Below are 15,021 nucleotides of genomic sequence, written 5' to 3'. Positions count from 1 at the left end.
TCCCCGAGCACACGGGGATAAACCGCTGCTCACGATTCCGTCAGGGGCCAAAGTAGAGCGTTCCCCGAGCATACGGGGATAAACCGGAAAAATCAGGACCTTGGTTTAAATGTCAGATGCGTTCCCCGAGCACACGGGGATAAACCGGGACTAAAGAACAACATTAACAATATCAAGTCGCGTTCCCCGAGCACACGGGGATAAACCGCTACACGGGAATCACTACGGTAAACGATACGGGCGTTCCCCGAGCACACGGGGATAAACCGCTGCCACGTTGTCTCACCTCTGTGTTTATGATGCGTTCCCCGAGCACACGGGGATAAACCGTCTGATAAAGCGTTACGCTTGGAGCGGATACCGCGTTCCCCGAGCACACGGGGATAAACCGTTTCCAGCGGATCAAATGATCAGTATTTCCAGGCGTTCCCCGAGCACACGGGGATAAACCGTTGCTCGGCTTGGGCAACTTCGACACTGTCAGGCGTTCCCCGAGCACACGGGGATAAACCGGGCAGCAACTACAGTTTGGTCGTCTTGGTGTAGCGTTCCCCGAGCACACGGGGATAAACCGTATCTGGTATAACCATAAGCCTTTTTTTTGATGCGTTCCCCGAGCACACGGGGATAAACCGTATATGGGTGTGGTGTTGGATTGTGACTGTTAGCGTTCCCCGAGCACACGGGGATAAACCGGTTTAGCGTTCCACGAGCTTGCAAAAATTGTAGCGTTCCCCGAGCACACGGGGATAAACCGTTGTCCCATTTAGGCCAACGCATAATGAGCGTGCGTTCCCCGAGCACACGGGGATAAACCGCGGATTACTTGGAGGCTCGTTTAAATGAAATGCGCGTTCCCCGAGCACACGGGGATAAACCGGCTTCAGACGCAATGTTTGAAATCTCTGGATTGCGTTCCCCGAGCACACGGGGATAAACCGGCGTCTAGTGTTGGCAAGACGCTTAAAACTGTGCGTTCCCCGAGCACACGGGGATAAACCGTATTCGAATACTGGAAAGCAACGATGAGCAAAGCGTTCCCCGAGCACACGGGGATAAACCGCTCGCCGCCACCCATACCACCGATAATACTGCGCGTTCCCCGAGCACACGGGGATAAACCGAGTAAACCCTTTGAATCAATTATTTTTCAATAGCGTTCCCCGAGCACACGGGGATAAACCGCCTGCGAAAACTGTATGAATTTACCCGATTGGGCGTTCCCCGAGCACACGGGGATAAACCGACAGGTAATAAATATTAAAGAATAGCAACTAAGCGTTCCCCGAGCACACGGGGATAAACCGTGTGTTGCTGGCTAATTCCGTAATTTGCCAAAGCGTTCCCCGAGCACACGGGGATAAACCGTCTGATGTTAATTCTTATTGGGAGGGTGAGTCGCGTTCCCCGAGCACACGGGGATAAACCGCCGTCATTGCTGCGAAGATTTATGTCATACCGGCGTTCCCCGAGCACACGGGGATAAACCGCAAAACATGGTCGAGGCCGTCACGTTCAACAAGCGTTCCCCGAGCACACGGGGATAAACCGGGCAACCGTAATAGTCGCCTCTTTTGTGCTTGGCGTTCCCCGAGCACACGGGGATAAACCGATAATGTATGGATTATGCTTCATTCTGGGTCGGCGTTCCCCGAGCACACGGGGATAAACCGCATATCCAGTAATTCCGCTATCCATTGCGCTAGCGTTCCCCGAGCACACGGGGATAAACCGTCAACCTGTTGCACCCCTAGTCGTTTGGTCATGCGTTCCCCGAGCACACGGGGATAAACCGGTTTTAAAGAAAGGCTCGTGCCATTCGTGTTTGCGTTCCCCGAGCACACGGGGATAAACCGCGTGAATTTTCCGCTAACTTTATTCCGTTGCAGCGTTCCCCGAGCACACGGGGATAAACCGGGTTGGAAATGTTCGGGCCTACTGAAGAGCCAGCGTTCCCCGAGCACACGGGGATAAACCGGCGATGACTTCCATTAGATATTCCTTGTACTCGCGTTCCCCGAGCACACGGGGATAAACCGTATTCCAAACGGCAATGTTGTAGACCAATTGGGCGTTCCCCGAGCACACGGGGATAAACCGCGCAAAAAACGGGGTTAGTTGATCAAGCGCTTGCGTTCCCCGAGCACACGGGGATAAACCGATTGGTTTGTTGGTGTGGATTGGCTGGGCTTGGCGTTCCCCGAGCACACGGGGATAAACCGCTGGATAAAAACACCGCTTAACCAAATGGACGGCGTTCCCCGAGCACACGGGGATAAACCGTCTATGCAGATTACGCTGGCATCTACTGCAGCGCGTTCCCCGAGCACACGGGGATAAACCGATTGAGCAGTATAACCGCCTGAAGGGGGAGTCGCGTTCCCCGAGCACACGGGGATAAACCGAGATTTTAAAGCCCTCCCAGCGAGGGCTTTTTGCGTTCCCCGAGCACACGGGGATAAACCGCGTTTTTTGGCATCATGGCTAGGCCATGCAAAGCGTTCCCCGAGCACACGGGGATAAACCGGCCAAATCATCACGATGCTGACCAACTGGGATGCGTTCCCCGAGCACACGGGGATAAACCGGTCAACAGGGAGAGTAATTATGAACGACTTCTGCGTTCCCCGAGCACACGGGGATAAACCGGGGGCGGTTGATTCTGGAAAATATTCCATGATGCGTTCCCCGAGCACACGGGGATAAACCGCTTTCCATCAATCTCAACGTCTCCGATAATCTGCGTTCCCCGAGCACACGGGGATAAACCGCCGAACATTTCCGCCATTTGGCTAATATTTAGGCGTTCCCCGAGCACACGGGGATAAACCGACTTAACGCGGCCCGCTTAGCCGACACATTAGGCGTTCCCCGAGCACACGGGGATAAACCGTAAGATAAAAATGGGTTGGTGTGGACAAACTAGCGTTCCCCGAGCACACGGGGATAAACCGTTACAGACCTCAAAACCATCCACCATGTCGAGGCGTTCCCCGAGCACACGGGGATAAACCGGCTTATAATTCGCTTGTTGGCATACCGATTATGCGTTCCCCGAGCACACGGGGATAAACCGCTTTATCAGCTTTAACAAAATAGCGCTGATGAGCGCTGATGAGCGTTCCCCGAGCACACGGGGATAAACCGGGGATGCGCCGTTATGGACTTCGCCACATTCGGCGTTCCCCGAGCACACGGGGATAAACCGTGCCTATAACGTCACCATTGCAGATGGATCAAGCGTTCCCCGAGCACACGGGGATAAACCGCAGGATATTGGATGGAAGCAACAGCGTGTTAAGCGTTCCCCGAGCACACGGGGATAAACCGCATCAGAAGCAAGCGAAAACCGTCGTACTGTTGCGTTCCCCGAGCACACGGGGATAAACCGCCAGGTGAAGTAAAAAAACCGCAAGACGGTGAGCGTTCCCCGAGCACACGGGGATAAACCGTTTGCCCTGCGCCCCTGCTAAACCCTGTAAAAGCGTTCCCCGAGCACACGGGGATAAACCGGTGTTGAAGGAAATCCGCGAGGCTATCACGTCGCGTTCCCCGAGCACACGGGGATAAACCGTGATCATAGACCCCACTTTGCCCGACGAAACAGCGTTCCCCGAGCACACGGGGATAAACCGCTCTGAATTAATGGTGATTTTACTCATTTGTAGCGTTCCCCGAGCACACGGGGATAAACCGGAACAGCAAACGGAGATTGACGCGCAAACAGCGCGTTCCCCGAGCACACGGGGATAAACCGAACAATATAAAATTGCTTGTTGTTCAATGCTGGCGTTCCCCGAGCACACGGGGATAAACCGAATGGATGATGATTTATATTCGGAATGCCGAGGCGTTCCCCGAGCACACGGGGATAAACCGCCTTCTTAGAAAGCTTTGAAAATCTTTCAAATGCGTTCCCCGAGCACACGGGGATAAACCGCGTTCGACTCACAAACTCGAATGATTCTTTTTGCGTTCCCCGAGCACACGGGGATAAACCGCGTCTATGTCGCTGGCGGTTGGTCCTACCTATGCGTTCCCCGAGCACACGGGGATAAACCGTTTTTCCGCCGCCTTGTATCCTGCCAATTCTGGCGTTCCCCGAGCACACGGGGATAAACCGGATGGTGATTTATGACTATCAAAAAACCAGCAGCGTTCCCCGAGCACACGGGGATAAACCGTCATCTTCGCTTATGTTCGTTTTCTTGATAAAGCGTTCCCCGAGCACACGGGGATAAACCGGCTGACGAACACGCAATAAAGGCGGAATACTGGCGTTCCCCGAGCACACGGGGATAAACCGCTGGTAGATGTACAAACACCTTCGTTCTCGGCGCGTTCCCCGAGCACACGGGGATAAACCGAGGTTGTTTCGTCAGGCGATCAGTGGGCGCAAGCGTTCCCCGAGCACACGGGGATAAACCGAAACAGCTTATATCAGAACAAAAACCCAATATGCGTTCCCCGAGCACACGGGGATAAACCGTGAGGGTTAGTCAGGAGTAACTTTATATGAGTGCGTTCCCCGAGCACACGGGGATAAACCGCATCATCTTGCCCACAGGCCAAAAAAGCCACGGCGTTCCCCGAGCACACGGGGATAAACCGCAAAAGCAGGCTAACCGCGCTTATCTTGAAAGGCGTTCCCCGAGCACACGGGGATAAACCGACTGCGTAACCCGCGTCACTCCACGGCTGTGTGCGTTCCCCGAGCACACGGGGATAAACCGCCATGACAACGATAACGGCGGGTGGTTTGGTAGCGTTCCCCGAGCACACGGGGATAAACCGCAAGAAGGTTTTCCGACAACAATTGAATGGCCGCGTTCCCCGAGCACACGGGGATAAACCGCGCCGTGTTTCTAACACGTAACTCTGACCCTGGCGTTCCCCGAGCACACGGGGATAAACCGCTTTCATTGCCCAATCAGGTATGTTTTCGGCGGCGTTCCCCGAGCACACGGGGATAAACCGAGATTCTTGATTCAGAGGAATTCAATGCGCTTGCGTTCCCCGAGCACACGGGGATAAACCGTCTAATGAAAACGTAACAGTAAAAGCGATGGCGCGTTCCCCGAGCACACGGGGATAAACCGCCACGCGGCCTTTTGCTAATGGTTGTCTTGCCGCGTTCCCCGAGCACACGGGGATAAACCGCCAACGAATCCATCTTAGATACCTGCTTAGAAGCGTTCCCCGAGCACACGGGGATAAACCGACGCAAATCGCCAGCACGTTCTCTTTGATAAAGCGTTCCCCGAGCACACGGGGATAAACCGGCCACCAAACCCGCTTAAAAATCGCCACCAATGCGTTCCCCGAGCACACGGGGATAAACCGAATTAACCCTCTGTCATGAATAGTAATTTCTAGCGTTCCCCGAGCACACGGGGATAAACCGATGCTAGCACTCTGCCCTGAGCTGGTGAAATTGCGTTCCCCGAGCACACGGGGATAAACCGGTTCCCCTCGAGGAGCAATTGGCCGTGATGGGTTTTGTTTGTGGTGATAAGGGATGTTTTTTGCAGTTGTTGGATGATTTGATTATATTGTACGAATCGAACGATTTATTTTTTGGAGTGAGTGATGAATACAATTTCTGCTAATGAGGCCAAAACGCATTTTGGTGATTTATTGCTAAATGCTCAAAAGTCTCCTGTTCAAATCAGTAAGAATGGTAAGCCTGTTGCTGTTGTTATTTCCGTTGATGAGTATGAAAGTATAGAAGCGATGAAATTGTATTTATTACAAAATAAAGCCGCTCAAGCCATGAAAGATATATCAAAGAGGGATCTGGTTGCTGGTGAGGCGTTTTTCAATGAGCTTGAAGAAGGGCTTTATGATTAATGTCTGCCATTTATTATTTAACACCTGATGCAAAGTCAGACTTAGTTGGAATTCATCGTCTTACGTTAGCAAACTGGGGAGTGACTCAGTCGAAACAGTATTTGTCTGGGATTAGGCAAACGATTAGATTACTTGCCGAAGCGCCTTCTCTTGGTAAGAGTCGGTCGGAAGTTCGAGAAAATGTTTTCAGTTTTCCTTACGGTAGTCACGTTATTTATTATATTGAAGATGAACATCAAGTTGTTGTCTTTGCCATATTGCATAAAAGTATGGTGCCGTTTATTCATCTTAGTGATAGAAAACTCCTCTAAAATCCCCTCCGTTTTATTGGTGGTTGGCAGATTACGGTTGTGCCTTCCTCATGCTGCCCTACGGTTTTTTATTATCAAACAAAAAAAGCGAACATATTGCTATGTTCGCTTTAAGGATTTTATGGTTTGAGTTTGGTGGTTACACCAAGTCAAATTTGGTGGTTACACCAAGTCAAAAAGCAGGGCTTTGACCCGTTGCTCGCTTAGTCTTTCAAAGTTAATTGCTGACACGTTTTCAATTTTCGCGCCGTCGCCTGGGCGTACTGTGATGCCATCGCCTAGGGACAGTTCGCCTTCGATGACATGCACATAGTAATGGCGCTTGCTGTCGGCTTGCCATATGGCTTTTTGTTGATCCTCAAGGATCAATTGGATCAGTTGCATGTCTTGTTTCACTTGCAAGGTGCCATTTGCGCCATCTGGTGTGATGACGGTGGTGAAGCCTTGTGCTTGGCTAAATTCTTTTTGTTGGTAGCCCGGTTGTCCGCCTAGTTGATTTGGTTGAATCCAAATTTGTAGGAATTTCAGCATGTCTTTTTTAGAGGCATTGAATTCGCTGTGGTAAATGCCTTTGCCTGCCGACATGAGTTGGTATTCGCCCGCTGGCAATTCTTTTATGTTGCCTGCGCTGTCTTTGTGGGCAATGGTGCCTTCTAGGACGAGGCTGAGGATTTCCATGTCTTTGTGTCCATGGGTTTCAAATCCTGCACCGGGAGTGACTGTGTCATCGTTGATGACGCGAAGGTGTGAGAAGCCCATATGCTGTGGGTCGTAGTAGCTGCCAAAAGAAAACGTATGATGGCTGTCTAACCAACCAAAGTTTGCGTGTCCACGGTCTTTTGCATGTCGTAGTGTAATCATAATCTGTCTCCTTATTGGGCTGTCACCCTGTTTGACTGTATGAGCAAAGTGTAGTCGTCGGTAAAAAGAAAGAAAATCGGAAGGTTTTGAGCTAGTATTTCAAAAAATTTGAATAAAGGTTGAGCTATGGCATATGCGGTGACTTTGGAAGCCTTACGGGTGTTGGAAGCGATTCATCAGTTGGGCAGTTTTGCGGCCGCGGCGGATGCTTTGTTCAAGGTGCCATCGGCGTTAACTTATACGGTAAAGAAGCTGGAAGAGGATTTGGGTGTTGCCTTGTTTGACCGGTCACGACAAAAAGCTGTGCTAACACCCGCAGGGCATTTGGTGTTGGAGCAAGGTCGAGCGATTTTAGAAGCAGCCATGCGATTAGAAGATTCGATCAAGCAGTTTGAGTCAGGTTGGGAGCCAAAGCTGAGAATCGCACGAGATACGGTGCTGTTAGAGTCGCCTTTGATGTTAGTGGTTGGGGATTTTTTAGCGCAGAATCGACCGGTGGAATTGAGTTTATCGGAAGAAGCTGTCGGTGGTGGTTGGGATGCATTGCAAGACGATAGGGCGGATTTGGTCATTGGCGCGACGGGTGAGTTGCCTAAAGGGAATGTTCATATTCGCGCCATTGGTGAAATAGAATTTGCATTCGCTGTGTCGCCGACGCATCCGTTGGCGTTGATTGATGGGGTAATTACCGCGGCGCAATTACGTCAATATCCTTCTATTGTTGTGGCTGATAGTTCAAAAATTTTGCCAGCGCGGAGTAGTGGTATTTTTGAGAGCCGACAAGTGCTTAGGGTCGATACCATGCGCAGTAAAATTCAAGCGCAATGTTTGGGGTTAGGTGTGGGTTATTTGCCGAAACATCGCATTGCTGATGAGTTGAGTTCTGGGCGTTTAGTGTTGCGCCAGTGTGAGTTGCCAAGGCCGAATCAGATGGCGTATTTGGCATGGCGAAAAGATGATCCGGGCAAAGGTTTGTCGTGGTTTGTAGAACAATTGGCAGGGCAAGATTGGCAACTTTTGACAGTATAGCTCTCTGTTTAAGTGTAACTGTCTGTTTAAGTGATTCTCTTGTTTAAGCGATTGTTTATTTTTTAAGGGGTAATTGTGTTCTCTCTCTCTCTTTCTGTGTTGCCAGTATTTTTACTGTTGATGGCTGGGGCTGTGTGCCAGCGTTGGCGCTTTCCGATGGATGGTTTTTGGTCTGGTGTGGATAAGTTGTCCTATTGGGTGTTGTTTCCGGCCTTGTTGTTTAGCAAAACCTCGCAGATCGATTTTAGTAATCCGATGTTGCCAAAGTACGCGTTTATTTTGTTGTTTGGCTTGTTTGTGACGGCTGTTTTTGTATTTGCCAGTACTTGGCTGATGAAGGTGGTTGCACCGACGGCGTCGTCTATGTTGCAAGCGGGAGTGCGCTTTAACACCTTTATTGTGTTGGCGTTGGCGGGCAGTTTATATGGCAATGATGGCTTGGTCTTGGCGGCGTTGGGCGCATCTGTGCTGATTCCTTCTATTAATGTGTTCTTGGTGGTGTCCATGACCTTGATGCATGGGCCGTCTTCGACGGATAGTTCGTCTTCAACATCCTTACCACGTTTGTTAAGTGGTGCCTTGATTCGCAACCCCTTGATTGTGTCTATTTTGCTTGGCAGCAGTTTGAATTTGCTCGGGCTGACACCGATTATTTTGGTGTCTGATGTGCTGGGTATGTTATCTCAGGCGGCGTTGCCATTGGTGTTGTTGGCGGTGGGCGCGAGCGTGCGTTTTGAGACGATTCGCTCTGTCGGCATGACCTTTGTGATGTCTTCGGCAGCGCGTTTTGTGGTGTTTCCTCTGGTGATTGGTTTGATGTGTTGGTGGCTTGATATTCGAGGCTTGCCAGCCTTGGTTGCGGTGTTATTTGGTGCGGTGCCAACGGCGACTTCTGGTTATGCGTTGGCGCGTCAGTTAGGCGGTGATGCGGATAAAATGTCGGCGTACATTACGATGCAGACGCTGATGTCGGTTATCACTTTGCCGGTGAGTATTTGGTTGAGTCAGTTGTATTTGCTGTAAATGCCTCTTTAAATGGCTGAACTGTGTCACTTTGTGGATAAAAAAGTCATGTTGCGGTGTTCTTTCATATCAATATTGATATGAAGTTCGCTGTAACTTGCATTTGAAAGGTCTGAGCGAGGGATATATTGTGAATTGTAGAGTGTTAGCTTGTTTGTAATGACAGGCGCGCGACACTCAGTACAGATAACAACAAAAACAAAAAGGAATCTAGTATGCAATCTCTCTCTGTTCGTCCTTCGTTTCCGTGGTTGGGTGCCTTCAAACGTAAAGCGGTGTTAACGACCTTCTCTGTATTACTTCCTGTGTTGTCTGCTTCGGCGATGGCAGCAGATCTGACAATAGGTTTCTCACAAATCGGCTCGGAAAGTGGCTGGCGAACGTCTGAAACCGAATCCATTAAAGCTGAGGCGGAACGCCGCGGCTATGATCTAAAATTCTCTGATGCGCAACAAAAGCAAGAAAACCAAATTAAAGCTGTGCGTTCGTTTATCGCGCAAGGCGTTGACGGTATTTTACTGGCTCCTGTGGTTGAAACGGGTTGGGATCAAGTATTGAAAGAAGCGCAACGGGCTAAAATTCCTGTTGTGTTGATTGACCGTGGTGTGGCGGCTGATTCAAGCTTGTACTTAACAAAAGTGGCGTCTGATTTTAAAGAAGAAGGCGCGTTAGCGGCATCTTGGTTGGCGGCGAAAACCAATGGCCGTTGTAACATTGTTGAGCTACAAGGTTCGGTTAGTTCCTCTGCGGCGATTGATCGTAAGACAGGGTTTGACGCTGTCATCGGTAACTTCCCGAATATGACCATTATCCGTTCTCAGTCTGGTTCCTTTACGCGTGCTGGTGGTAAAGAAGTCATGGAGAGTTTCTTGAAAGCCGAAGGCGGCGCGAAGAATATCTGCGCCTTGTTTGCTCACAATGACGACATGGCATTGGGTGCTATCTTGGCAATGAAAGAAGCTGGCGTGAAACCAACCAAAGACATTTTAGTGGTTTCTATCGATGCGGTGCCAGATATCTTCAAAGCCATGGCTGACGGCGAAGCGAATGCGACTATCGAGTTGAATCCTCATCTTGGTGGCCCAGCATTTGATGCGATTCTAGCGTCTCAGAAAGGCAAAAAAGTCGACAAATGGATCAAAGCAAACGGTCCTTTGTATCTTCCTGATACGGCGGCTGCGGAATACGCGAAGCGTAAATAATAGTGCGACACACCTAGGAGCAAGACGCTTCTAGGTGTGGATTATTAATTTATGTTCGTGAAAATGGAGACGACGGATCATGTCAGATTTTGTCAAAGAAACCTTGCTTGTCAAAGAAACCTCGGTAGCTGAAGCCGCGCAAAGCGCAGTTCGTCCTTTACTCGAAATCAAAAATCTCTCTAAATCTTTTACCGGCGTTCAAGCCCTTAATGATGTGTCTTTGCAGATTCAACAAGGTGAGATTCGCGCTTTGCTTGGCGAAAACGGTGCTGGTAAATCCACTCTGATTAAAGTTTTGACAGGTGTTTATCCGCGAGACGGCGGTGAGATTCTATTAGACGGCAGCTTGATCAATGCGTCTGATAGCGGTCATGCGCAGCGGTTAGGTATCAGTACGGTCTATCAAGAAGTTAACCTTATTCCTACAATGTCTGTGATGGAAAACCTGACATTACAGCATCAAGAAAAAACCTTTGGCCTGATTAGCTGGAAGAAAGCTGAAATCCGCGCCAGAGAATTATTAGCGCAAGTCGGTTTAAACATAGATCCATTGCGCCAGCTAGACACTTATTCGATTGCGATTCAGCAGTTGGTAGCGATTGCGCGTGCGTTAAGTACGCAAGCCAAAATGCTTATCTTAGATGAGCCGACCGCCAGTTTAGACAGTGATGAGATCAAGCAATTGTTTGATCTGATGAAGCGTTTGAAAGCGGAAGGCTTAGGCATCATCTTTGTGACGCATTTTCTAGATCAGGTTTACAGCATTACCGATAGCATCACTGTGTTACGCAATGGCGAATGCATTGGTACCTTTAAAACTGCTGAGCTGACGCGTTCCGATTTGGTCAGTCACATGGTGGGTAAATCTCTGGAAGACCTAGCTCCAACCGCTCATGACCATTCGATTAAACGAGAGCGCACTGAGCTTCTACAGTTAAATAATGTCGGCAAGCAGCGCTATCTTCAGCCGCTGAATTTGAATATTGCCGCAGGGGAAATTGTCGGTGTGGCGGGCTTGTTGGGCTCTGGTCGTACTGAGCTTTGTGAATTGGCTTATGGCTCGGTGAAGCCGGATCAAGGCGATGTCATGCTTGGTAAGCATTCACTGACTAAGTCTTCTTTGCGTCATGCTATTCAGGTTGGCATGGGTTATTGCCCAGAAGATCGCAAGCAAGACGGCATCGTGGCGGAATTGAGCTTTAGGGAAAACATGATCCTTGCGTTGCAGGCGAGTAAAGGTTGGTGGTCGCCGATTTCCATGGCTGAGCAGCAAAACCTAGTGGAAGAAATGATTAAGCGTTTGGCGATCAAAACGCCTGATATGGACAAGCCTATCGGCGAGTTAAGCGGTGGCAATCAACAGAAAGTCATTCTGGCTCGTTGGTTGATTACGCATCCTGCCTTGCTGATTTTAGACGAGCCAACGCGCGGTATTGATATCGGTGCTCACCATGAAATTATCCAGATCATTAAAGAGCTTTGTGAACAAGGCATGGGGTTATTAGTGGCGTCTTCTGAGCTGGAAGAATTGGTTATGTTTGCTCATCGAGTGGTGGTGATGAAAGATCATCATAAAGTTTCGGAGCTTCATGGTGATGAGGTTTCAGAGCAAGCGATATTGCGCACGATTGCGAGCTAAAACGCCATTGGAAATCTCTCGATTAATCTCTTTTATAAGCCAGTATTCAAAGTAGTCGTTCCTATGAAAAAGAATAATTTTCTGCATAAACATCAAAAAACACTCGCGCCCTTGTTGTCGCTGGTACTGATCATCTTGGTCACGGCATCAATAACACCGGGCTTTCTGAGTATTAAAATAGTCGATGGGCATCTGTTTGGTAGTCTGTTGGATATTCTACATCGCGCCACGCCAACGGCTTTGGTGGCATTGGGTATGGCGGTGGTGATCGGTACGCGTGGTATTGATTTGTCGGTTGGCGCTGTGATTGCCATTTCTGGTGCGGTGACGGCTGTATTGACGGTGAATACAGACTTCCCAGTGTGGTTGGTTGTTTTATGTGCACTCGGCGCTGGCGTCGTCTGTGGCTTGTGGAATGGCATATTGGTGTCGGTGTTTAACATCCAGCCAATTGTTGCTACGTTAATTTTGATGGTGGCAGGTCGCGGTATTGCTCAGATGATCACCGAAGGACAAATTGTCACCTTCCATTCTGATGTGTTGGATGCCATTGGTAATGGCTATTTCTTGGCGTTTCCTATTCGTGTATGGATTGCGATAGGCATGATTGTACTGACGGTATTGGTGATGCGAAAAACCGCGCTGGGTTTGTTTATTGAAGCGGTTGGTGCCAACGTGCGAGCCAGTCGTTTAGTGGGTATTGAAGCACGCTTGCTGGTGTTGTCGGCCTATGTGTTTTCCGGCTTTTGTGCGGCGATGAGCGGTATTATTCTCGCGGCGGATATTCGTGGTGCGGATGCCAATAACGCCGGATTGTGGTTAGAACTGGATGCTATCTTAGCGGTGGTTTTAGCCGGCGCATCGTTAGCTGGCGGGCGTATTTATTTGCTACTGACGATTGTTGGTGTGCTGATTATTCAAACCTTAACCACGGCGATTCTGACCAGTGGTTTGCCTGCTCAATATAATTTAGTGGTGAAAGCGACCATTATCCTTGCGGTATTGTTGATTCAATCGCCTAAAACACGTCAATGGTTGTCAGGCTTCTTCTCGAAGAATAAGAATGTAGGTAAAAGTAGTACCGATAAAGGGAGCGCAAAACCATGATTAACGAACGTAATTTGCCGATATTGGCAACTTTGCTGGTTTTCATCATGCTGTACGGTTTTGGCATGTACCAATACCAAGGCTTTCGTGACTCCTTGGTGTTTTCAAATTTATTAACTGATAACGCGTTTTTGATCATCACTGCAATCGGTATGACATTTGTGATCTTGTCTGGTGGTATCGATTTATCGGTTGGATCAATGATTGCCTTTATCGGCGTGCTGATGGCGTATCTGATTTCCAATACGGGCATGCATCCTTTGTTTGCTATTGGCATTGCCTTGGTTGTCGGTGTGGCCTTTGGTGCCGCAATGGGCGTCATTATTGCGTTTTTTGAGATTCAGGCGTTTATCGTGACCTTGGCAGGGATGTTTTTGTTTCGTGGTTTGGCGTATTTGATCAACCTAGATGCTGTGCCGATTGATCATCCTTTTATTGCTGGGTTATACGATATTTATGTGCCTTTGCCAGGACGTGGTGGTTTGACCTTTATTGCCATGGCGATGTTGGTATTGCTCGCGTTGGGGATCTTAATTGCTCGTAGAACGCGTTTTGGGATGAGCGTGTATGCTTTGGGCGGAGACAGTCATTCTGCCGCCTTGTTGGGTGTGCCAGTGAAAAAGACCATCATTAAAATATATGCTTTGAGCGGTTTTTACAGCGCTATGTCTGGGGTGATCTTTGCGATATATACAGGTTCGGCGTATCCATTAGCAGCGGTTGGAGTGGAGTTAGATGCTATCGCGGCGGTTGTTATTGGGGGAACCTTACTAACAGGCGGCGTGGGTTATGTGTTTGGTACTTTTTTGGGGGGAATGATCCAAGGCATTATCCAAACCTTAATCACATTTGATGGCTCGTTGAACAGCTGGTGGACAAAACTGGCGGTTGGCGGTTTGTTACTGTTTTTTATCTTGCTACAAAAAGGCATTGTGGTTTGGGTGAGAAAGCGCTCGGCTTCTTAGGTTTTATTCATTGTTAGGTTGTTTTACCAGTCATAAAAAAACCAGTACTTTAAGAGTACTGGTTTTTTGTTTCTGCATTTGCTCTATTTTAGTGCGATTTTTAGCTGTAGCGAAAATTATGCATCAGTAGGATCTTTATAGACATTTTTATAGCAGAAGTTAGTCGCTTCAACGAAGCCGTCTACGCTACCACAGTCAAAGCGTTTGCCTTTGAATTTATAAGCCAATACACAGCCTTCTTTTGCTTGTTGTAAGATAGCGTCGGTGATTTGAACTTCGCCGTTACGGCCAGCAGGTGTGTTGCGGATTTTGTCAAAAATATCTGGCGTTAGAATGTAACGACCGATGATAGCAAGATTCGATGGCGCGTCTTCTTTGGCGGGTTTTTCCACCATGTCTGTTACTCGATACAGGCCTTCCATCATGGATTCGCCTTTTATGACACCGTATTTGTGCACTTCGTCTTCTGGTACTTCTTCAATAGCAACAATGGTGCAACGGAATTGGTTATAGAGTTTAACCATTTGTGCCATCACGCCGTCGTCTTCGCCAAAGCAAAGGTCGTCTGCCAGTACCACACCGAAGGCTTCATCACCGATAAGTGGCTCGCCCGTTAAAATTGCATGGCCTAGACCTAACATGTTGTTTTGACGTGTAAAAGAGAAGTTAACGTTATCGATTAGGTAACGGATCTCATCTAGGTATTTTTCTTTATTGGTGCCAGCGATTTGGTGTTCAAGTTCGTAGCTGATGTCGAAATGGTCGGCAATGGCGCGTTTACCACGACCCGTTACGAAAGTAACGTTGTCCAAGCCTGCTTTAACCGCTTCTTCTACGCCATATTGCACTAAAGGCTTGTTTACAATAGGAAGCATTTCTTTCGGCATGGATTTTGTGGCAGGCAAAAAACGTGTGCCATAACCAGCAACAGGGAATAAACATTTGCGAATCATAAATTTTCCTTAAAAATGGCTTTGTGCTTTGTTAAGTGGCTGTCTAAGAAATACAAGATAGCCAGCCTGTTTCGGCGATGC

Annotated in this window: 10 protein-coding genes and 1 CRISPR repeat array (1 of these 11 only partly in view); of the genes, 8 read left to right on the top strand and 2 right to left on the bottom strand. The window is 48.7% G+C overall.

Annotated elements, in window-relative coordinates; all coding sequences use genetic code 11:
* Nucleotides 1–5,465: a CRISPR direct-repeat array (repeat unit 29 nt; unit sequence GCGTTCCCCGAGCACACGGGGATAAACCG); it reaches 614 nt to the left of the window's first position.
* A gap of 124 nt (nucleotides 5,466–5,589) precedes the next feature.
* On the top strand, nucleotides 5,590–5,850 hold the full coding sequence (locus tag ACO05V_RS19315; protein WP_255826110.1) for a type II toxin-antitoxin system Phd/YefM family antitoxin: 261 nt from the start codon (nucleotides 5,590–5,592) through the stop codon (nucleotides 5,848–5,850).
* Nucleotides 5,850–6,161, top strand: coding sequence for a type II toxin-antitoxin system RelE/ParE family toxin (locus ACO05V_RS19310; protein ID WP_421855487.1), 312 nt, complete (start codon nucleotides 5,850–5,852; stop codon nucleotides 6,159–6,161). Before ACO05V_RS19315 ends, ACO05V_RS19310 begins: the two co-directional genes overlap by 1 nt.
* A gap of 162 nt (nucleotides 6,162–6,323) precedes the next feature.
* Here the strand turns inward: ACO05V_RS19310 and ACO05V_RS19305 are convergent, their stop codons facing one another.
* The gene (locus ACO05V_RS19305; protein WP_421855484.1) at nucleotides 6,324–7,022 is read right to left on the bottom strand and encodes a pirin family protein; all 699 of its coding nucleotides are present in this window, start codon (nucleotides 7,020–7,022) and stop codon (nucleotides 6,324–6,326) included.
* A gap of 126 nt (nucleotides 7,023–7,148) precedes the next feature.
* Here ACO05V_RS19305 and ACO05V_RS19300 point away from each other — a divergent pair, with 126 nt between their 5' ends.
* The 6 genes from ACO05V_RS19300 to yjfF all read left to right on the top strand — a co-directional run bounded on the left by ACO05V_RS19300 (nucleotide 7,149) and on the right by yjfF (nucleotide 13,987).
* The gene (locus tag ACO05V_RS19300; RefSeq protein WP_421855481.1) at nucleotides 7,149–8,051 is read left to right on the top strand and encodes a LysR substrate-binding domain-containing protein; all 903 of its coding nucleotides are present in this window, start codon (nucleotides 7,149–7,151) and stop codon (nucleotides 8,049–8,051) included.
* Between the two features lie 75 nt (nucleotides 8,052–8,126).
* Nucleotides 8,127–9,074 (top strand): AEC family transporter, encoded by a 948-nt coding sequence (locus ACO05V_RS19295; protein ID WP_421855478.1) that lies wholly within the window; start codon nucleotides 8,127–8,129, stop codon nucleotides 9,072–9,074.
* A 215-nt stretch (nucleotides 9,075–9,289) separates the two neighbouring features.
* Entirely contained in the window at nucleotides 9,290–10,276 is a 987-nt protein-coding gene (locus ACO05V_RS19290; RefSeq protein ID WP_421855475.1) for an ABC transporter substrate-binding protein, read from the top strand.
* 79 nt (nucleotides 10,277–10,355) lie between these two features.
* Entirely contained in the window at nucleotides 10,356–11,915 is a 1,560-nt protein-coding gene (locus tag ACO05V_RS19285) for a sugar ABC transporter ATP-binding protein (RefSeq protein ID WP_421855472.1), read from the top strand.
* Between the two features lie 63 nt (nucleotides 11,916–11,978).
* On the top strand, nucleotides 11,979–13,022 hold the full coding sequence (locus ACO05V_RS19280) for an ABC transporter permease (protein ID WP_421855469.1): 1,044 nt from the start codon (nucleotides 11,979–11,981) through the stop codon (nucleotides 13,020–13,022).
* The gene (gene yjfF, locus ACO05V_RS19275) at nucleotides 13,019–13,987 is read left to right on the top strand and encodes a galactofuranose ABC transporter, permease protein YjfF (protein ID WP_421855466.1); all 969 of its coding nucleotides are present in this window, start codon (nucleotides 13,019–13,021) and stop codon (nucleotides 13,985–13,987) included. The genes ACO05V_RS19280 and yjfF overlap by 4 nt, the downstream gene beginning before the upstream one ends.
* Before the next feature lie 116 nt (nucleotides 13,988–14,103).
* Here yjfF and galU read toward each other — a convergent pair whose 3' ends face one another.
* Complete coding sequence (gene galU, locus ACO05V_RS19270) at nucleotides 14,104–14,940, bottom strand: UTP--glucose-1-phosphate uridylyltransferase GalU (RefSeq protein ID WP_421855463.1); 837 nt, start codon at nucleotides 14,938–14,940, stop codon at nucleotides 14,104–14,106.
* Between the last annotated feature and the right edge of the window lie 81 nt (nucleotides 14,941–15,021).

The organism is Marinomonas sp. (genome assembly GCF_965225885.1).
Classification (GTDB): Bacteria; Pseudomonadota; Gammaproteobacteria; order Pseudomonadales; family Marinomonadaceae; genus Marinomonas.
The sequence above is the reverse complement of the archived record's forward strand: the minus strand, read 5'-3'. Positions and strand labels throughout refer to the sequence as shown.